Below are 18,030 nucleotides of genomic sequence, written 5' to 3' on the forward strand. Positions count from 1 at the left end.
GCGCCGGGCGGGCGTCAGCGCTCCAGGTGGGCCTCGGCCACCGCCAGGGCCGTGGCCATGATGCTCAGCTGCGGGTTGACCTCGGGGCAGCCGGGCAGCACCGAGGCGTCCGCGATCAGCACGCCCTGCACGCCGCGGAGCCGGCCGGTGGCGTCGGCGGGGAAGCGTCCCGGGTCGGCGCCGGCCGCGACCGTGCCGGTGGGGTGGTAGGCGGAGAGGTGCAGCTGCCGCGGGCCCACGCGGGCGAGGACGGCGTCGAGCTCCGCGAGGGTGCGGGCGCGCGGGGCGGTGGGGATGCCGGTGAGCACCTCGTGCGCACCGGCGGCGAACAGCAGTTCGCCCATGGCGCGCACGGCACGCATCAGCCTGCCCGTGTCGCGGCGGTCCAGGTCGTAGCGGATCAGGGTGCGGTCGCGGCCGAGGACGCGGCCCGAGGGGCGGTCGGCGATCATCGCGCCGAGGGTGGCGAGCCGGTCGGCGCCCTCCAGTTCCCGCCGCAGTTCGCTGCCCAGGCCGGGCAGGACGAAGGAGCCCATGCCGGGTGGGGTCGCGGTGGCCTCGATGAGGACGCCGCCGTCGTGGTGCTCCTCGACTCCCACGCTCTGCAGCACGCCTTCCCAGGCGGTGACCGGCTCGGCGAAGCGTCCCGCGACGCTCGTGGCCGGGTGGACGCTCAGGTTCCGGCCGAGTCGCGGGTGTCCGCCGAGACCGGAGCGGCGCAGCAGGGGCGGTGACTGGAGGGCGCCCGCGGCGACGACGACGAGCGGTGCGAGGATTTCGAACTCGCCGCCGCCGTCCTCACGGCGTACGCGCACTCCGGCCGCGCGGGGGCCGCCGGGGCGGTCCGGGTCCACGAGGACGCGCCGCACCTGCGCCCCGGTGACGATCCGGGTTCCGGCGGCGCAGGCGTCGGGCAGCACGGACAGCTGCACGCTCTGCTTCGCGCCGGTCGGGCAGCCGACGACGCACTGGCAGGAGCCCTTGCAGCCGGGGGCGTTGCGGCGCAGTGGCGCTGCGCGCCAGCCGAGGCGTTCGGCTCCCGCGAGGGCGATGCGGCCGTTGCTGCCGATGACGTCCAGCGGCTGGGTGGCGACGCGCAGCGTGCGTTCCACCTCGTCGAGGTACGGTCCGAGGCGCTCGGCGAGTGCGAAGCCGAAGTCCTTCGCCCAGCCTTCCCTGACATGGTCCGGAGTGCGGTAGCAGGTGCCGGAGTTGACGACGGTCGTGCCGCCGACGGCACGGCCCGCCGGGAGCAGCAGGGGCGGGTTGCCGAGGGCGACGGTGGCCCCGCCGTCCCGGTACAGCTCCGCGAACCGGTCGAGCGGAGTGCGCCGGCCGAAGGACCGGGTGGAGTGGTGCTGTCCTTCCTCCAGGACGACGACGTCGAGTCCGGCGCGGGCCAGGGTCCGCGCGGCCATGGCGCCGCCCGCGCCGGAGCCTATGACCACGGCGTCCGCGGTGGACCGGGCGGGCCAGGCGCCGGCGGGCGTGCAGTCCAGCGGAGGGTCCTCGCGTGCCGGTGCGGCGGTGCGTACGCCCTGGTGGAGCATGCGTTCCGTACCGGCGGCCAGGAGGACGGGCACCTTGACCACGTCGAGCAGCGGGAGGAGTGCGGGGCGCGCCGCGAGGCCGGCGACCAGCGTCTCCCGTTCGGCCGCGCTCAGGGCGGCGAGTCCCCGGCCGGTCCTGGCCAGGGCGTAGGCGTCCAGGCCGCGCGCGGCGGCGCGTACGCCGGCGCGGGCGGGCAGCGGCATCGAGTCGAGGACCGTCTCCAGCCGCCCCGGTACGCGAGCGGGCCAGTCGGCTGCGGAACCGCCGCTGGAGTCGTCGTTGATGAGGGCGGCCACGAAGCCGGTGAGGCTGCGGGAACTCATCGGGTGCCCACCTCCGCGTGCGCCGTGCCGTCGAGGGTCCATGCGGACTCGGTGCGCCAGCCGCCGAACCACCACCGCTCGACCAGCACGTGCGCGTCGGCTCGTTCGCTGTTGCGGCACACGGCGCGGGCTCCGTCCGGGTCGGTGTAGTCGAGGGCGAGCGTGCGGTCGTCGGGCTGGGTGACCTCGACGCGGATCCGGCGCAGGCCGGCGCGCCCGGTCACGGTCCAGGTGGGCAGCCCGATGGCGGCGCGGAAACGCCCGATCCCGGCCCAGCCCACAGCGGTGCGCTCCGGCCGGCGCGGCCAGGTGCGGCCGGCCCGGCGCAGCCGCAGGAAGACCAGCGGCGGCAGCCGGCGCAGGCCCGGGCGCATGGAGACCGCGGCGACGATCTCCAGGACGTCTCCGCCGCCCAGGTCCGCGTGCAGCCAGGCCCAGCGGCGCGCGTTGCCGTGACCGTGGATCCGGGCGGAGGCACCGGGGGCGTCCCCGAGCGTCAGATGTGCGGCGTCGTACGAGAAGGTCCCGTCGTACGCGGCGGTCGCGGCGGGGAGGATCTGGGCGGCGGGCAGCAGCGGCCTGCGCCAGGACCAGCGGGGGAAGGTGAACAGCGGGGCGCCCGTGGCCCGTTCGGTGAGGTCCCAGCGCAGGGTGCCGGCGGCTCCGGTGAGCCGGCCGGGCCCGGCCGAGATCCCGTCCGCGGCGAATCCCCCCTCTCCGCCTGCCCACGTGGCGGGGCCGAAGCGGGCGTGGCGTACGGGTGCGTCCTTCGGGAAGACCGCGGCCCAGCCGTGCGCGTAGGGCTCGGATCCGTCGGCGGGCGCGGTGAGTTCGTGGTGGAGCCACAGCCCGGTGCCGGTCGCCGGGTCGGTGAGGGTGGTGTACCAGACCTCGATACGGCCCGGCTCGCCCTTCCAACGGGCCGCCGCCAGCGGCTCCGGGGCCTCGCGGCGCGGGAAGCGGAAGCTCGCCAGGAAGGGCAGCAGGCCGGTGGCCAGGGGGAAGCGGAGGGTTCCCGTCCCGACGCGGGCGCCGTCCTCGTGGAGGGTGTACGGCAGCACGGTCATCGACGCGACGGGCCTGCGCGGGGTGACGGACTTCCAGCCGTCGAGGGTGAGACGACGCCCGTCGGCGGTGAACGTGACGCGGTAGCGGATGCGCCGTCTGGCGAGCGGGGAGATCTCCAACTCGCCCTCGGCGTGCGGGTCGTCGGCCCAGCCGGCGATCCGGATCCGTCCGGTGGCGCGCGCCTCGGTCGTCCCGAGCGGGCGCAGGGCGCGGTCGGCCGAGACGCGCAGGTCGAGACGGACCCGGCGGGTGCGCTCCTCGCCGTCGAGCCGGACCGAACCGAGCATCGTCTCGCCGAAGGCCGTGCCCCTCGTGAACCGCGCTTCCCTCCCGCCCTTCGTGCCGCGCGCGCTCCTTTCACCGTGATCCGTACTCATGCGAGCCCTTCCCCAGTCCGTCCAGCATGATCCGCTCCGTGGCCGTCAGATACTCCTCGGCGGCCTGCCGCGCGCCGGACCCGTCGCCGGCCGCCACCGCGGCGACGACCGGCGCCAGCCGTGCGTACGCCGCCTCCGCGTCGGTGAACGGCCCGACGAGCGCCGCCCGCACCGGCAGATAGGCGTTGAAGAGGGTGTTGGTCAGCAGGACGTAGACGCGGTTGCCGGTCGCTCGGGCGAGCGCCCGGTGCACCTCGATGTCGGCGAGCTGCACGGCGTCCCCGCCCTCGGCGTCCCGCACGGCTTCCAGCAGGGCGCGCAGCTCCGCCCGTTGCGGCCCGCCGGCGCGGGCGGCGGCGCGCTCGGCGATCAATGCGCCGACGCTGCGCCGCACTTCGAAGATCTCACCGACCCAGTCCGGGCTGTGGCGCACGAGCATGGGCAGCAGGTCCGCCCCGCCGAGCCGGGCGTAGTCGCGCACCCGGGTGCCGACGCCGTGCCGGGTCTCCAGCAGCCCGGCCTGCACGAGGCGGCCGAAGGCGTGCTTGAGCGTGGTGCGGGTGACGCCGTAGCCGTCGGCGAGCAGACGCTCCGGCGGCAGAAGGCTGCCCGAGGGGTGCCGCCCGGTGAGGATGTCCTCCCGCAGCCGGTTCTCCAGGACGTCGACGATGGTTTCGCGCGGCAGTGCTTCCACGCCATCCCTCCCCAGTGGCTCAGTGGATGAGCCACTCAACCAACGCATGCCGGTGAAGTCAATGGCCCGCACGCGATGCCGGCGCGACGGTGGTGCCGCGTCCGCTGCTGGGCCGGGTCAAGGCGCTGAGCACCTCGCTGGCCTGGGCCGGTATCCCGCTGGGCGGGCTGATCGCCGGAGTGGCGGTGGCCTCCTTCGGGCTCACGCCGGTCCTGCTGGCGGGCGCGGCGGCGTACTTCCTCGCCACGAACCTCGGCGGGCTGCGGCCGGAGTGGCGGCAGATGGACCGCCGGCGGCGCCTAGAGCGCCTGACCTCGGCCACCCGATAGGTGCGCGATACATCCGGACGCGTGTGCCGGGAATCCGGCATATGGTTCAAAGGTGCCGGTCTCGTGACCTGCAGGCCTTAGGGAGTGTCTTCAAAGTGGCGTCGTCCGCCCGGAGGGCGGGCCCGGCGGCGTCTGGTGCGTGCGATCGCAAGGCGGAGGAGGGAGTCCATGCGGAGCATAGGCGACCGACGACAACGCAGCGAGCGTGGGTGCCAGACGCCGCCGGGCAGACGGGACTTTGAAGACACGACCTAGGAGCCGCTGATGCCCGACCTCATCGTCATCGGCCACGACGACAGCCTCTTGGCCGCGCATCACGCCTTCGACGCCGTTCAGGCCCCCGGCCGACCCGGCGGTCGCCGTCCGCGCGTCCCCCTCCCCGGCACCGGCGCCCGATAGGGCCTGCTCCACCCGGCACTCGGCACTCAGCATCCCCGCACGGTCGGAAAGGGTTCCGATGTACCCCTCTCTCACCTCCGATGTCCTTGCCCAGTTGCGCCGGCAGCGCCGCTATCCGGCGGTGTCGGTGCTGATGCCCACGCACCGACGCGATCCGGACAAGGCGCAGGATCCCGTCCGGCTGCGCAATCTGATGACCGAGGCGAAGGAGCGGCTCGAAGCCGATCCGGCCGTCACGCGGGACACCCGGATCGACGTCACCCAGCAGCTCGATCTGGCGCTGGGCGAGATCGACCTGGTGCACGCCGAGGACGGGCTGGTCATCTTCGCCGCGCCGGGAGAGCACGAGGTGTGGATGGTGGGCCGGAGCGTGCCCGAGCGCGTCGTGCTCTCGGACACGTACCTGACCCGGAACCTCGTGTCGGCGCAGGCCGTCGAGCGGCCCGTCTGGGTGCTGGCCGTGTCGGCCGACCGCGTCAGCCTGTGGAGCGGCGCGGCGGACCGCGCCACCGAGTCGGAGACCGGAGGCTTCCCGCTGACCCGGACCAACGAGAACTTCGACGCCGAGCGCCGGGAGCAGATCGGCGATGTGCCCAGCACCTTCACCGACGAGGCGACCCGCCAGTTCCTGAAGGGGGCGGACGCGGCGATGGGCGCCGTGCTGAAGTCCGACCCCCGGCCGCTGTACGTCGCCGGGGAGGCGGCCGCCCTGTCGCTCCTCGACGACGTCGGGACCGTGTCCAGGGGCGCCACCGGGCGGCTGACGCACGGCGGGCTGGCGTCGGGACCCGGCGACGCCGTGTGGCAGGCGGTCAGGCCGGTCCTCCAGGAGCGTGCGAAGCAGGAGGTCTCCGGGGTGCTCGACGACCTGGACCGGGCCCGCGGCCGGCGGGCGTTCGCCGCCGGTCTCGACGAGATCCACCAGAACGTGGAGTCGGGCCGGGTGGCGCTGCTCGCCGTGGAGGAGAACTACCGGGAGACGGTGCGCGAGTCCGGCGGACACCTCGTGCCGGCGGAGCCCGGGGACCTGGACGCCGTGACCGACATCGTCGACGAGATCGTCGAGCGGTCGCTGGACACGGGTGCCCAGGTGCGGTTCGTGCCCGACGGCACGCTCGCCGAGGTGGGCGGTATCGCGAGCGCCCTGCGCTACTGAGCTCTCTGCGCCACCGCGCGCCCCGGGCCACCGCGTTCCCCTGGCCGACGAGTTCGGCTCGGCCACCGGGCGCGCCGCGGGGCCGAGCCGGAGCAACGGAGCAACCGTCCCGGCCGAGCGGCCCCTTGGCCGCCCAGGGCCGCCGGCGTCCGGCTCCCGAAGTGGTCCGGAGTGATCCGTAGTGACCCCTTCTTGGCGAATGCCGTGCAGAGTGTGGGTAGCTAGTCTCGTCAGGAGGTAGTCATGAGGATGCTCATCAATGTCCCCGAGACGGTCGTCGCGGACGGCCTGCGGGGGCTGGCCGCCGCCCACCCCGAGCTGAGGGTCGACGTCGAGAACCGGGTCGTCGTACGGGGCGACGCGCCCGTGGCCGGCAAGGTGGCGCTGGTGTCCGGCGGCGGGTCCGGGCACGAGCCGCTGCACGGGGGGTTCGTGGGGCCGGGAATGCTCTCGGCCGCCTGCCCCGGGGAGGTCTTCACCTCCCCCGTTCCCGACCAGATGGCGCGGGCCGCGGCCGCCGTGGACAGCGGCGCCGGGGTGCTCTTCGTCGTCAAGAACTACACCGGTGACGTCCTCAACTTCGACATGGCCGCCGAGCTGGCCGAGGACGAGGGCGTCCAGGTCGGCAAGGTGCTGGTGAACGACGACGTGGCGGTCGTGGACAGCCTGTACACGGCGGGTCGGCGCGGCACCGGGGCGACGCTGTTCGTCGAGAAGATCGCGGGTGCGGCGGCCGAGGAGGGCGCGCCGCTGGAGCGGGTCGAGGCCATCGGGCGTGAGGTGAACGCACGGTCGCGGAGCTTCGGCGTCGCCCTCAGCGCGGTGACGACGCCCGCCAAGGGCAGCCCGACCTTCGATCTGCCCTCCGGGGAGCTGGAGCTGGGCATCGGCATCCACGGTGAGCCGGGCCGGGAGCGGCGGGCCATGATGACGTCGCGGGAGATCGCGGACTTCGCCGTGGACGCGGTGCTGGAGGACCTCAAGCCGTCGACCCCCGTCCTGGTGCTCGTCAACGGGATGGGCGCGACGCCGCTGCTGGAGCTGTACGGCTTCAACGCGGAGGTGCACCGGGTGCTCGGCGAGCGGGGCGTTCCGGTGGCCCGCACACTCGTCGGCAACTACGTCACCTCGCTCGACATGGCCGGCTGTTCGGTGTCGGTGTGCGCGATGGACGAGGAGCTGCTGCGGCTGTGGGACGCGCCGGTGCAGACGCCCGCGCTGCGCTGGGGGCGCTGATTCCATGGGGCAGGGTGAAGGAGGTCCTGTGCTGGACACCGGGTTCTTCCGCAGGTGGATGTCGGCCACCGCCGCGGCCGTGGACCGCGAGGCGGGCCGGCTGACCGAGCTCGACTCGGCGATCGGCGACGCGGATCACGGCACCAACATGCAGCGCGGCTTCGCCGCGGTGACGGCCGTGCTGGAGAAGGAGGCGCCGGAAACGCCGGGGGCCGTACTGGCCCTGTCCGGGCGGCACTTGATCTCGACGGTCGGAGGGGCTTCCGGGCCGCTGTACGGGACGCTGCTGCGGCGCACGGGCAAGGCGCTGGGCGACGCGCCGGAGGTGTCGCGGGAGCAGCTCGCGGACGCGCTGCGGGCGGGGGTCGCGGCGGTGGCGCAGCTGGGCGGGGCTCGGCCCGGGGACAAGACGATGCTCGATGCCCTGGAGCCGGCCGCGGCGGCGCTGGGCGAGTCGTTCGCGGCCGCCCGGGAGGCCGCCGATGAGGGCGCGGCCGCGACCGTGCCGATGCTGGCGCGCAAGGGCCGGGCGAGCTATCTGGGCGAGCGCAGCATCGGGCACCAGGACCCGGGGGCGACGTCGTCGGCGCTGCTGATCGCGGCCCTTGAGGAGGCGGGACGATGAGTACGGGCGAGCCGGTCGGCATCGTCCTGGTCTCGCACAGCGCGCAGGTCGCGGCGTCCGTCGTGGAGCTCGCCCGGGGGCTGGCGGGCGGTGCCGAGGGCGTCCCCGTGGCGCCCGCGGGCGGCACCGATGACGGCCGGCTGGGCACCAGCCCGGAGCTGGTCGCGCGGGCGGCGTACGACGTCGACCGGGGCGCCGGTGTGGCCGTACTGGCCGATCTCGGCAGTGCGGTGCTGACGGTGAAGGCGCTGCTGGCCGAGGGCGACGAGCTGCCGGACGGGACCCGGCTCGTGGACGCGCCGTTCGTCGAGGGCGCGGTCGCCGCGGTGGTCACGGCGGCGGCGGGCGCCGATCTGGACGCGGTGGAGGCGGCGGCCAAGGAGGCGTACACGTATCACAAGGTGTGACCTGTCTGTCCGTGGCCCGGGAGCGGGGTCGCGGGCCTCGGCGGCGTAGCGCATCTCACGTCGGAGTCGTTGTGCAACTTGTTGCACAACGGTTCCGCGGGGGTCTACAAAAGGGGTCGACACACAGTGCGCGAGGAGGCGCCCCGATGACCCCGACCCCGTATCCGCATCTGCTGAGCCCGCTCGACCTCGGGTTCACCACACTCCCCAACCGGGTGCTGATGGGCTCCATGCACATCGGCCTGGAGGAGGCGGAGAACGGCTTCGAGCGGATGGCCGCCTTCTACGCGGCCCGTGCGCGCGGCGGCGTCGGCCTGATCGTGACCGGCGGCATCGCCCCGAACGAGGCCGGACGTCCCTACGACGGCGGCGCCAAGCTCACCACCGAGGCGGAGGCGGCGCAGCACCGGGCGGTGACCGACGCGGTGCACGCCGAGGGCGGCCGGATCGCCCTGCAGATCCTGCACTTCGGCCGTTACGCGTACCATCCGCAGCTCGTCGCGCCCAGCGCGCTCCAGGCCCCGATCAGTCCGTTCCAGCCCCACGCCCTGACCGACTCCGAGGTCGAGCAGACGGTCGACGACTATGTGCGCACGGCGGAGCTGGCGAAGTCCGCCGGGTACGACGGCGTCGAGATCATGGGCTCCGAGGGCTATCTCATCAACGAGTTCATCGCGAGGGCCACCAACCGGCGGGGTGACCGCTGGGGCGGCTCGTACGCGAACCGGACCCGCTTCCCTCGTGAGATCGTGCGCCGCACCCGTGAGCGCGTCGGCGAGGACTTCATCATCATCTACCGGCTCTCGATGCTGGACCTGGTGCCGGGCGGCTCGTCGCTCGACGAGGTCGTGGCGCTCGCCAAGGAGATCGAGACGGCCGGTGCGACGATCATCAACACCGGCATCGGCTGGCACGAGGCCCGTATCCCGACCATCGCGACCTCCGTGCCGCGAGGCGCCTACACCTGGGTCACGCAGAAGCTGATGGGTTCGGTGTCGGTGCCGCTCGTCACCAGCAACCGCATCAACACGCCCGAGGTGGCCGAGCGGCTGCTCGCAGAGGGGCGCGCCGACATGGTGTCGATGGCACGGCCGTTCCTGGCCGACCCCGATTTCGTGGCCAAGGCGCGCGAGGGGCGCGCCGAGACCATCAACCCCTGCATCGGCTGCAACCAGGCGTGCCTCGACCACACCTTCAGCGGGAAGATCACCTCCTGCCTGGTCAATCCGCGCGCCTGCCACGAGACCGAGCTGGTCCTGTCCCCCACCCGGCTGCGCAAGCGCCTCGCCGTCGTCGGGGCCGGTCCCGCGGGTCTCGCCTTCGCGGTGTCCGCGGCCGAACGCGGGCACGAGGTGACCCTCTTCGACGCCGCGGACGAGATCGGCGGACAGCTCAACGTCGCCAAGCGGGTGCCGGGCAAGGAGGAGTTCGAGGAGACGCTGCGGTACTTCCGTACGCAGCTGGAGTTGCGCGGCGTGGACGTGAAGCTCGGCACCTGGGTCACCCCGGCACAGCTCGGCGGATACGACGAGATCGTCGTCGCCACCGGAGTCATCCCCCGCACCCCGGGCATCGAGGGTGTCGGCCACCCGAGCGTCGTCAGCTACCTCGACGTGCTGCGCGACGGCGCCGAGGTCGGCGAGCGCGTCGCCGTCGTCGGCGCGGGCGGGATCGGCTTCGACGTGGCGGAGTTCCTCACCGACGGCGGCGAGCGGGCGAGCCTGGACCCGGAGACCTACTTCCGGCAGTGGGGCGTGGACACCGGCTACGCGGAGCCCGGCGGGCTGCGCACCCCGCAGCGCCCGAGGCCGCCGCGCACGGTGCACCTGCTCCAGCGCAAGACGACGAAGGTCGGCGCGGGCCTCGGCAGGACGACGGGCTGGATCCACCGCACGGAGCTCAAGCACCGGGGCGTCACGATGGTCGCGGGCGCCACGTACGACCGGATCGACGACGACGGTCTGCACATCACCGTCGACGGCGAGCGCTCGACGCTCGCCGTGGACACGGTCGTGCTGTGCACGGGGCAGGAGCCGCGGCGGGAGCTGTACGAGGAGCTGAAGGCGGCGGGTCACACCGTCCATCTCATCGGCGGCGCGGACGTGGCGGCCGAGCTGGACGCCAAGCGCGCCATCGACCAGGGCACCCGGCTGGCGGCGGCGGTCTAGGGAGTGTCCGGCGCATCCCGACCGGCGCGCGACGCCCGGTGCGACGCCCGGCACGCGGGCCCGGCAGGATCCGAACCGCCGCGGCCCCGGGGCCGCGGCGGCGTCCCTAGGATGCGGACATGTCCCTGCCGCACGCGATCCTGACCGCCCTGCTCGAGAAGCCGTCGTCCGGTCTGGAGCTGACCCGCCGCTTCGACCGGTCGATCGGCTACTTCTGGTCCGCCACGCACCAGCAGATCTACCGCGAGCTGGGCAGGCTGGAGGAGGCGGGGTTCATCCGCGCGCTGCCGTCGCCGGGGCCCACGCGCGGACAGAAGAAGGAGTACGAGGTGCTGCCGGCCGGGCGGACGGAGCTGACCGCGTGGGTGGGCAGTGCCGAGGAACCGAAGCCGATCAGGGACGCGCTGCTGCTGCGGCTGCGGGCGGCCGCGGTGGTGGGGACGGAGGGCCTTGAGGCGGAGCTGCGGCGCCATCTCGCCCTGCACGAGGGGCAGCTGGCCGAGTACGAGGCGATCGAGAAGCGGCACTTCCCGCCGGAGCGGGACACGGCGGAGGACCGCCTGCGCCATGTCGTCCTGCGCGGCGGGATCGATCTGGAGCGGTTCTGGATCGAGTGGCTCACCCATGCGCTGGCGGAGCTGGCCCGCCCGCCGGCCGGCCCCTAGGGAGTGTCTTCACAGTGGCGTCGTCCGCCCGGAGGGCGGGGCCTGGCGGTGTCTGGTGCGTGCGATCGCGAGGCGGAGGAGGGAGTCCATGCGGTGGGGGCACCTCCCGTGCCCGATGGGCTACGGGGGACATAGACGACCGACGACAACGCAGCGAGGGTGCGTGCCAGGCGTCGCCGGGCAGACGGGACTTTGAAGACACGACCTAGCGGGCGTCGACGGACGGTCGGGGAAGGGTCCGTACGAACCGCAGGCCCGGGCGGCCGTCCACCAGGAGCTCGCCGTCGCGGGTGAACCCCGAACGGGCCAGGACCGAGCGTGAACCGGCGTTGTCGAGCGTCGTGACGGCCCGCAGCGCGGTCAGGCCGTATTCCTCCGCGGCCAGTGCGCACACCTGGCCGACGGCTGCCGTGGCCAGGCCCCGGCCTGCGGCGTGCTCGGCTATGCGGTACCCGAGCTCGGCGGCGCCGTCCGCCACGTCGACCAGGTTGACGCGTCCGAGCACCTCACCGTCGCCGCCGACCAGCAGGTGGAAGTGGCAGAGCCCGGTGGCCTGTTCGGCGAGGAGCGCACCGTGCCGTTCGTCGAAACGGGCGAAGTAGTCGTCACCGCGGTCGGGCACGGACGCGGCGAAGTAGGCCCGGTTCTCCCGCTCGAAGGCGAGCAGTGCGGGTGCGTGATCGGCGCGCAGGCGCTGGAGTACGGGCATGAGGGGAACCTTACGCAGCCCCGGGGGTGGGGATACTGATCGTTCCTGGATCTCATTCCCGGATCGACTCGCTGACCACGAGGGGCGGACATGGTGAACCATGAGCAGGACACGGGCAGTTGGCGACGGAGCCACGGGACGAACGGGGCGAACGGGCGCCATGCCGTCGTCATCGGGGGAAGTCTCGCGGGGCTGTTGGCGGCGCACGTGCTGGCCGGGCACGCGGACAGGGTGACCGTCGTGGAGCGCGACCGCCTCCCCGATGGCCCGCAGCCACGTGCGGGCGTCCCGCAGGGCCGGCACGCGCATGTGCTCCTTGAGGGCGGCCAGCTGGCCCTGGACTCCCTGTTGCCGGGGTTCATGGCGGAGCTGCGGGCGGCTGGCGCGCCCCGGGTGGGCATGCCGGCGGACATGGTGTCGTGGAGCGACGGCACCTGGTTCCGGCGCACCGCGCCGACCACGCACATCTACACCGGCTCCCGCGCCCAGATCGAGCATCTGGTGCGCGAGCGGGTGCTGGCCAACCCCGTGATCACGGTGGTGGGACCGGCGGAGGCCGTCGGGCTGGTGGGTGACGCCTCCCGGGTCCGGGGCGTACTGCTGCGCGAGCGCGGCGGGGACGCGGGGAACGGCGGAGCGGGCCGTGAACCGCGTACGCTCCTCGCCGATGTGGTCGTGGACGCGTCGGGGCGCGGCTCGCGTGCCCCGCAGTGGCTCGGCGCGATCGGCGCGGAGGCCCCGGAGGAGGAGACCATCGACACCGGTCTCGCCTACGCCTCGCGCATCTACCGCAACAGGAGCGCGAACCTGGGCACGGAATCCCTCGCGTACTGGGTCTATCCCAACGCCTCGCAGGTGCACGGCGGCGGGGTGCTGCCCCTGGAGGACGGCACCCATCTGGCCATCTTCTCCGGTCTGCGGGGCTGCGAACCGCCCACGGACGAGGAAGGGTTCACCGCCTTCGCCGCCCGCTTCCCGCACCCCTTCGTGCACGAGTGGCTGCTGGAGGCGGAGCCGCAGACGCCGCCGTTCGGCTTTCGCTCCACGGCGAACGTCCGCCGCCGCTACGACCGTTCGGGCCGCCGCCCGGCCGGATTCCTCGCCACCGGCGACGCGCTGTGCACGTTCAACCCGGTCTACGGCCAGGGCATGGCGGTGGCGGCGCAGTGCGCGGTGGCGCTGCGCGACACGCTGGACGATCCGCGCCGTACACCGACGACACGCCGGGTCCAGCAGGCGCTCTTCGCGGCGTCGCGGCAGGCGTGGGACATCTCGGCGGGCGCGGACCGGAGCATGCCGGGGGCGGTGGGCAGCGGGCTCGCCACGCGGGCCGTGGAGCGCCCCGTCGGCTGGTATCTGAAGCGGGTACAGCAGCGGTACCCCGGTGACCCGGACGTCGTGGGTCCCGCCTTCCGCTCCGTGCTGACGCTCAGCGCGCCCGTCACCACGCTGTTCTCGCCGAGGGTGGCCCGCGCGGTGCTGTTCGGACCGGTCGGCGCCACGCCCGCCGGGCCCCCGATGAGGCGGGACGCGGCGGGCGGCGGCGTATAGCCGCGCGGGGCGCGGGCGGGCAGGGCGGCGCGGGTCAGGCAGGGTCCTGCCGCGCCGCCTCCAGCGCGTCGGCCACCTGGTGGAAGAACCGGGCGTGGGCACCCGCGCTGCACGGCGCCTCCGGGTTCCACGGCACGATGCGGGCGCCCCAAGCGGCGGACCGCCAGGCCGCGTTGGAGCGCAGGGCGTCGAGGGGGTGCGCGTTGGCGCGTACGTCCACGAGCAGCACCTGCGGGGCGATGTCGCCGATGTCGGACCAGTCCGCAGCGAACCAGTTGGTGCTGGGCCCGCCCTGCGGGTCGACGAGGTCGAGGCCGAAGCCGGCGAGCTCCCGCAGATCCGGCCAGGAGTACGGCTTCGCGAGGTAGGCGCCGTCCGCCGACGCCGGCGACAGCGCGAGCACCGTGGGCCGCGACTCGGGAGAGCCCACGGCCGCCTGGTCGCGCAGCCGGGCCTCGGCGCGGGCGAGCGGGCCCTCCATGGCGACCTCCCCCGCCGCCCCGAGAGCGCGGGCGAGGTCCGCGAACCGGGCGCGTACGGCGGCGAGTGACTGCCCCTGCCCGACGTCGAGCACCACCAGCGGGACCCGCTCCTCGACGTGCTTGGCCGCCTCGGGATCGAGGCCGTAGACCTGTCCTCCGCCGTAGGTGACGGCGACGACGAGATCGGGGGCGCCGCGGAGCAGCGCCTCGGCGTCGAGCGCGGTGCCGGAGCCGAGGTACACGATGCCGTCGAGCGGCAGTCCGCCGGCCTTGACGGGGTCCGGTCCCGCGCCGTCGTGGTTCGAGCCGAAGACCGCCGTCGGGCGTATGCCGTGGTCCCAGAGGGTCGCGCCGGCCTGTATGTAGGTGACGGCCCTGGCGGGCCGCCGCTGCGCGGTCGCCAGGTGCCCGCGGTCGTCGAGGAACTCCCAGTCCGTCTGCCGCTCCATGATCAGTGCGCTCCTGCCCGTCGCCTGCCGGTGCATGCGAGGGGTTTCCTGCCCACGGACGGGTCGGCTCGAACGGCAGGCCGGGGGGCGGGTGCAGCCGGCGGGTGTCAGCCGGCGGGCGCCGACTCGGGCTCCGTGCCCCGCCAGACGGTGGTGGTGTTGCAGAACTCCTTGATGCCGTGGCCGGACAGCTCGCGTCCGTACCCGGAGCGCTTCACGCCGCCGAACGGCATCGCCGGGTGGGACGCCGTCATCCCGTTGACGAACACCCCGCCCGCCTCCAGATCGCGGACGAAGCGGGCCACTTCGCTCTCGTCGCGGGTCCAGACGTTCGAACTCAGCCCGAAGGGCGAGTCGTTGGCGACCTGCACCGCCTCGTCGAGGTCCGCCACCCGGTAGACGGTCGCCACCGGCCCGAAGGTCTCCTCGCGGTGGATCCGCATCTCGGGCGTGATCCCGGTGAGGACGGTCGGGAGGTAGAACCAGCCCTGCGGGTGGTCCCCCGGCCGGCCCCCTCCGCACAGCGCATGCGCACCGAGGCGTACGGCGTCGTCGACGAGCTCCTCCAGATCCTCGCGACCCCGCTCGCTGGCGAGGGGGCCGACCTCGGTGGACTCGTCGAGCGGGTCGCCCACGGTGAGCGCCTCCATCCGCGCGGAGAACCGCTCGGTGAAGCTGTCGTAGACGTCCTCGTGGACGATGAAGCGCTTGGCCGCGATGCAGGACTGGCCGTTGTTCTGGACGCGCGCGGTGACCGCGGTCCGCGCGGCCTTGTCGACGTCGGCCGAGGGCATCACCACGTAGGGGTCGCTGCCGCCGAGCTCCAGAACGGTCTTCTTCACCTCGTCGCCGGCGACGGACGCCACGGACCGTCCGGCGGGCTCGCTGCCGGTGAGGGTCGCGGCGGCGACACGCGGATCGCGCAGGACGCCCTCGACCGCGCCGGCACCGATGAGCAGGGTCTGGAAGCAGCCTTCGGGATAGCCCGCGCGGTGGAAGAGGTCGCCCAGGTAGAGGGCGGTCTGCGGGACGTTCGACGCGTGCTTGAGCAGCCCGGTGTTGCCCGCCATGAGCGCGGGCGCGGCGAACCGGACGACCTGCCAGAGGGGGAAGTTCCACGGCATGACGGCCAGGACGACGCCGAGCGGCCGGTAGTGGACGTGCGCCCGGGCGGCGCCCGAGTCCTTGGCCTCGGCGTCCGCGACGGGCTCGTCGGCGAGGAGTTCCTCGGCGCGGTCGGCGTACCAGCGCATCGCCTTGACGCACTTCGCGGCCTCGGCCCGCGCGGCCGTGACCGGCTTGCCCATCTCGGTGGTCATCGTCCGCGCGATGTCCTCCTGGTCCTTCTCCAGGAGCAGGGCGGCCTTCTTGAGCAGCAGCGCTCGCTCGCCGAAACCGGTGGTGCGGTACTGCCGGAACGCCTCGTGGGCGGCGGCCAGGCGGCTCTCGATCGCCTCGGGCCCGAGTGGTTCGAAGGTCTTGAGCGTCTCGCCGGTAGCGGGGTTCACCGTGGCGATGGGCATGGCTGTGTCCTCCTTGGACTCCCACCTACGACCCTGCCGCGCCGCCCGCGCCGATGCAACGCGGCGACACCGCGGCCACCGCTCCCGGCCACCGCTCCCTGCCGCAGCCCGCGGATCCCGGCCGCGGCCCCGGCCCCGGCCCTGCCCGGCCTGCGGCCCTTGGTCCGAACGGGCGCGGGCCCGGACGCCGACGTACGCTCGTCAGGTACCGACCGCACGCCACGGAACGCCGGGGACCGCCGGGCAGCACCAGGGAGGCGAGCGGCGTGAGCGGACATCGCTTCACCGCACACACGCCGGTGTCCGCGTGTGCGGCGGCCCTGGTCGTCGCGGTGCTGGTCATGGCGGGCGGCTCGCCGGCGTACGCGGGCGACGACATCGACTCCCTCAGCGCCCAGCAGATCTCCGAGCGGGCCAAGGAGGCCCTGCGCGGCGCCACCTCGGTGCACTTCGTCACCGAGGGCAGTCTGAACCCCGCGGGCACGACCAGCGAACTCGATCTCCGGCTGGACCGCGACGGCAACTGCGCCGGCACGGTCAGCACCGGCGCGAAGGGCTCCGTCGAGATCGTCAAGCGCGGTACGACGGTGTGGATGAAGCCGGACGAGACCTTCTGGAAGAGCCAGGTGCCGGGCACCGGGGAGCGCGCCGCGGAGCTCTTCAAGGACCGCTATCTGCGCGGGTCCACGGACGACCCCGTGCTCAGCAGCATGGCCGAGGTGTGTGATCTGGAGCGGCTGGTGAAGTCGGTCACCGGCTCCCCCGACCTGCGGCTCCCGCTCACCAAGGGCGAGAAGACCGAGGTCGACGGCGTCGAGGTGATCCCGGTGATCGCGAAGCAGGCGGGCAAGACGGTGACGATGTACGTGGCCGCCGAGGGCACGCCCTATCCGGTGCGCCTGGACGCGGTCCAGGCCGGTGAGGGCGAGGCGAGCATCGCCCTGTCGGACTACGGCGAGCCCGTTCCCTCCGCCACTCCCCCGGCGGACAGGTCGATCGACATTTCCACGCTGATGGAGCGGGGGAACTGAAGCAAACCCCCTCCAACCGCCGTGCGCCCCGATGGCGGTGGCCCGCACCGGACAGCAGACTCGGCCGCATGTCGGGCAAGCGAAGCGCCGGTCTTCTGCTGTTCCGGTCCGCGGGGCCGGGCGTCGAGGTGCTGATCGGGCACATGGGCGGCCCCTTCTGGGCTGCCCGCGACGTGGGCGCGTGGTCGATCCCCAAGGGTGAGCACGACCCCGACGAGGAGCCGGAGGCCGCCGCACACCGGGAGTTCGAGGAGGAGCTCGGACTGCCCGCGCCCGCGGGGGACCGCGTACCGCTGGGCGAGAGCCGCCAGCCGGGCGGGAAGCTCGTGACCGTCTGGGCGGTCGAGGGCGACCTCGATCCGGACCGGGTGGCGCCGGGCACCTTCCGCATGGAGTGGCCCCCGCGCTCAGGTGTGCTGCGCGACTTCCCCGAGATCGACCGCGTGGGCTGGTTCTCCCTGGAGCGCGCGGCCGAGCTGCTCGTCCCCGGCCAGCGGATCTTTCTGGACCGCCTCGCCCATCACATACAGATACGCGGCGGCCGCTGACAGCGGCCGTCCAGACCGAAGGAAGAACGCCCGTGCCCTCTCGTACCAAGGCCGTCGCCGCCGCAGGCGCGACGCTGCTCACCGCCGCCGTACTGCCCGCGGCCCTGCTCCCCGCCCCCGCCGCCACCGCCGGTTCCGCCTCCGAGGGCTCGGTGAGCGCGCGAGCGCTGCTGGACGCGCTGGGCAGCTGCGATCGAATATCGGACGGCCGGTACCGAATAGACGAGGACGAGGACGAGGACGTCCCGGTGTGCGGTATGCGCGATGTCGTGTACTGGAAGGCGGACATGGACATCGACTGCGACGGCTGGCCCACGGACGAGTGCAACAGCGACACGGACCCCTACTTCCAGGACGAGACCGCCTACGTGGACGCCGACGGGGACCCGCTCAGCTCCGAGTACGTGCCGTTCATCGTCGTCCCGGGGGCCGGCGGCCGCTGGGACTACAACGACTCCGGCATCCGCGGCGGCAGCGTCGCGGCCGTCGTCTACGGCGACAGGGTGGTGTACGCGGTCGTCGGGGACGTCGGGCCGAGCAACATCATCGGCGAGGCGTCGTGGGCCACGGCCGACGCGCTCGGCATAGACCCCGACCCGCAGATCGGCGGCGTCAACTCCGGTGTGACGTACATCGTGTTCCGTGACTCCCAGGTCTCCCCGATCCACTCCCACCGGGCCGCCGTCACGCTGGGCAACCGGCTGGCGCGGGAGTTCGTCGGCGACTGACCGGGGCACCC

At 73.7% G+C, this 18,030-nt stretch carries 16 protein-coding genes and 2 pseudogenes; 12 read left to right on the forward strand and 6 right to left on the reverse strand.

The annotated features are described in order from the left end of the window. Positions 1-14: 14 nt before the first annotated feature. Genes KK483_RS00325 through KK483_RS00335 form a run of 3 tightly spaced genes read right to left on the reverse strand, consistent with a single transcriptional unit; the run spans position 15 to position 4,013 of the window. Entirely contained in the window at positions 15-1,874 is a 1,860-nt protein-coding gene (locus KK483_RS00325; RefSeq protein WP_262002730.1) for a GMC family oxidoreductase, read from the reverse strand. Next, on the reverse strand, positions 1,871-3,319 hold the full coding sequence (locus tag KK483_RS00330; protein WP_262002732.1) for a hypothetical protein: 1,449 nt from the start codon (positions 3,317-3,319) through the stop codon (positions 1,871-1,873). Before KK483_RS00330 ends, KK483_RS00325 begins: the two co-directional genes overlap by 4 nt. Beyond that, on the reverse strand, positions 3,300-4,013 hold the full coding sequence (locus KK483_RS00335; RefSeq protein WP_262002734.1) for a FadR/GntR family transcriptional regulator: 714 nt from the start codon (positions 4,011-4,013) through the stop codon (positions 3,300-3,302). The genes KK483_RS00330 and KK483_RS00335 overlap by 20 nt, the downstream gene beginning before the upstream one ends. 92 nt (positions 4,014-4,105) lie before the next feature. Between KK483_RS00335 and KK483_RS00340 the strand changes: the two are divergent. From KK483_RS00340 to KK483_RS00375, 8 genes and pseudogenes are all read left to right on the forward strand, one after another. Further along, positions 4,106-4,342 (forward strand): annotated as a pseudogene (locus KK483_RS00340) (hypothetical protein); the annotation flags it as partial. A gap of 264 nt (positions 4,343-4,606) precedes the next feature. Next, positions 4,607-4,741 carry a hypothetical protein gene (locus KK483_RS00345; RefSeq protein WP_262002735.1) on the forward strand — a complete coding sequence of 45 codons (135 nt, stop codon included), beginning with the start codon at positions 4,607-4,609 and terminating at the stop codon, positions 4,739-4,741. A 58-nt stretch (positions 4,742-4,799) separates the two neighbouring features. Beyond that, on the forward strand, positions 4,800-5,897 hold the full coding sequence (locus KK483_RS00350; protein ID WP_262002737.1) for a chemotaxis protein: 1,098 nt from the start codon (positions 4,800-4,802) through the stop codon (positions 5,895-5,897). Between the two features lie 243 nt (positions 5,898-6,140). Then, on the forward strand, positions 6,141-7,133 hold the full coding sequence (dhaK, locus tag KK483_RS00355) for a dihydroxyacetone kinase subunit DhaK (RefSeq protein WP_262002739.1): 993 nt from the start codon (positions 6,141-6,143) through the stop codon (positions 7,131-7,133). A 28-nt stretch (positions 7,134-7,161) separates the two neighbouring features. Next, positions 7,162-7,758, forward strand: coding sequence for a dihydroxyacetone kinase subunit DhaL (dhaL, locus tag KK483_RS00360; protein WP_262002740.1), 597 nt, complete (start codon positions 7,162-7,164; stop codon positions 7,756-7,758). Then, entirely contained in the window at positions 7,755-8,165 is a 411-nt protein-coding gene (gene dhaM, locus KK483_RS00365) for a dihydroxyacetone kinase phosphoryl donor subunit DhaM (RefSeq protein ID WP_262002741.1), read from the forward strand. The genes dhaL and dhaM overlap by 4 nt, the downstream gene beginning before the upstream one ends. A gap of 146 nt (positions 8,166-8,311) precedes the next feature. Then, complete coding sequence (locus KK483_RS00370; protein ID WP_262002743.1) at positions 8,312-10,333, forward strand: FAD-dependent oxidoreductase; 2,022 nt, start codon at positions 8,312-8,314, stop codon at positions 10,331-10,333. Between the two features lie 119 nt (positions 10,334-10,452). Further along, positions 10,453-10,998 carry a PadR family transcriptional regulator gene (locus KK483_RS00375; RefSeq protein ID WP_262002745.1) on the forward strand — a complete coding sequence of 182 codons (546 nt, stop codon included), beginning with the start codon at positions 10,453-10,455 and terminating at the stop codon, positions 10,996-10,998. A 205-nt stretch (positions 10,999-11,203) separates the two neighbouring features. Here KK483_RS00375 and KK483_RS00380 read toward each other — a convergent pair whose 3' ends face one another. Then, positions 11,204-11,707, reverse strand: a complete 504-nt coding sequence (locus KK483_RS00380; RefSeq protein WP_262002746.1) for a GNAT family N-acetyltransferase — start codon at positions 11,705-11,707, stop codon at positions 11,204-11,206. A gap of 90 nt (positions 11,708-11,797) precedes the next feature. Between KK483_RS00380 and KK483_RS00385 the strand changes: the two genes are divergently transcribed. Continuing rightward, positions 11,798-13,258 carry an NAD(P)/FAD-dependent oxidoreductase gene (locus KK483_RS00385; RefSeq protein WP_262002748.1) on the forward strand — a complete coding sequence of 487 codons (1,461 nt, stop codon included), beginning with the start codon at positions 11,798-11,800 and terminating at the stop codon, positions 13,256-13,258. 34 nt (positions 13,259-13,292) lie between these two features. Here the strand turns inward: KK483_RS00385 and KK483_RS00390 are convergent, their stop codons facing one another. Next, positions 13,293-14,189 (reverse strand): ABC transporter substrate-binding protein, encoded by an 897-nt coding sequence (locus tag KK483_RS00390; protein ID WP_262002750.1) that lies wholly within the window; start codon positions 14,187-14,189, stop codon positions 13,293-13,295. A 107-nt stretch (positions 14,190-14,296) separates the two neighbouring features. Continuing rightward, positions 14,297-15,715, reverse strand: a pseudogene (locus KK483_RS00395) (NADP-dependent succinic semialdehyde dehydrogenase); the annotation flags it as partial. A gap of 263 nt (positions 15,716-15,978) precedes the next feature. Here KK483_RS00395 and KK483_RS00400 point away from each other — a divergent pair. The 3 genes from KK483_RS00400 to KK483_RS00410 all read left to right on the forward strand — a co-directional run bounded on the left by KK483_RS00400 (position 15,979) and on the right by KK483_RS00410 (position 18,019). Beyond that, on the forward strand, positions 15,979-16,743 hold the full coding sequence (locus KK483_RS00400) for a hypothetical protein (protein WP_262002752.1): 765 nt from the start codon (positions 15,979-15,981) through the stop codon (positions 16,741-16,743). A 68-nt stretch (positions 16,744-16,811) separates the two neighbouring features. Next, the gene (locus KK483_RS00405) at positions 16,812-17,291 is read left to right on the forward strand and encodes an NUDIX domain-containing protein (protein WP_262002754.1); all 480 of its coding nucleotides are present in this window, start codon (positions 16,812-16,814) and stop codon (positions 17,289-17,291) included. Positions 17,292-17,323: 32 nt separating this feature from the next. Beyond that, positions 17,324-18,019: a glycoside hydrolase family 75 protein gene (locus KK483_RS00410; RefSeq protein WP_262002756.1), complete on the forward strand. Its 696-nt coding sequence runs from the start codon at positions 17,324-17,326 to the stop codon at positions 18,017-18,019. Positions 18,020-18,030 lie beyond the last annotated feature (11 nt).

The sequence above is a fragment of the Streptomyces sp. FIT100 genome, assembly GCF_024584805.1.
In the GTDB taxonomy this organism is placed as follows: Bacteria; Actinomycetota; Actinomycetes; order Streptomycetales; family Streptomycetaceae; genus Streptomyces.

What these genes read in the sequence shown, in the direction of transcription:
- dhaM (WP_262002741.1), top strand. Translation starts at nt 7,755, where the DNA reads ATGAGTACGGGCGAGCCGGTCGGCATCGTCCTGGTCTCGCACAGCGCG.
- KK483_RS00390 (WP_262002750.1), bottom strand. Translation starts at nt 14,189, where the DNA reads ATGGAGCGGCAGACGGACTGGGAGTTCCTCGACGACCGCGGGCACCTG.
- KK483_RS00385 (WP_262002748.1), top strand. Translation starts at nt 11,798, where the DNA reads ATGGTGAACCATGAGCAGGACACGGGCAGTTGGCGACGGAGCCACGGG.
- KK483_RS00375 (WP_262002745.1), top strand. Translation starts at nt 10,453, where the DNA reads ATGTCCCTGCCGCACGCGATCCTGACCGCCCTGCTCGAGAAGCCGTCG.
- KK483_RS00350 (WP_262002737.1), top strand. Translation starts at nt 4,800, where the DNA reads ATGTACCCCTCTCTCACCTCCGATGTCCTTGCCCAGTTGCGCCGGCAG.
- dhaK (WP_262002739.1), top strand. Translation starts at nt 6,141, where the DNA reads ATGAGGATGCTCATCAATGTCCCCGAGACGGTCGTCGCGGACGGCCTG.
- KK483_RS00405 (WP_262002754.1), top strand. Translation starts at nt 16,812, where the DNA reads ATGTCGGGCAAGCGAAGCGCCGGTCTTCTGCTGTTCCGGTCCGCGGGG.
- KK483_RS00325 (WP_262002730.1), bottom strand. Translation starts at nt 1,874, where the DNA reads ATGAGTTCCCGCAGCCTCACCGGCTTCGTGGCCGCCCTCATCAACGAC.
- KK483_RS00330 (WP_262002732.1), bottom strand. Translation starts at nt 3,319, where the DNA reads ATGAGTACGGATCACGGTGAAAGGAGCGCGCGCGGCACGAAGGGCGGG.
- KK483_RS00380 (WP_262002746.1), bottom strand. Translation starts at nt 11,707, where the DNA reads ATGCCCGTACTCCAGCGCCTGCGCGCCGATCACGCACCCGCACTGCTC.
- KK483_RS00345 (WP_262002735.1), top strand. Translation starts at nt 4,607, where the DNA reads ATGCCCGACCTCATCGTCATCGGCCACGACGACAGCCTCTTGGCCGCG.
- KK483_RS00370 (WP_262002743.1), top strand. Translation starts at nt 8,312, where the DNA reads ATGACCCCGACCCCGTATCCGCATCTGCTGAGCCCGCTCGACCTCGGG.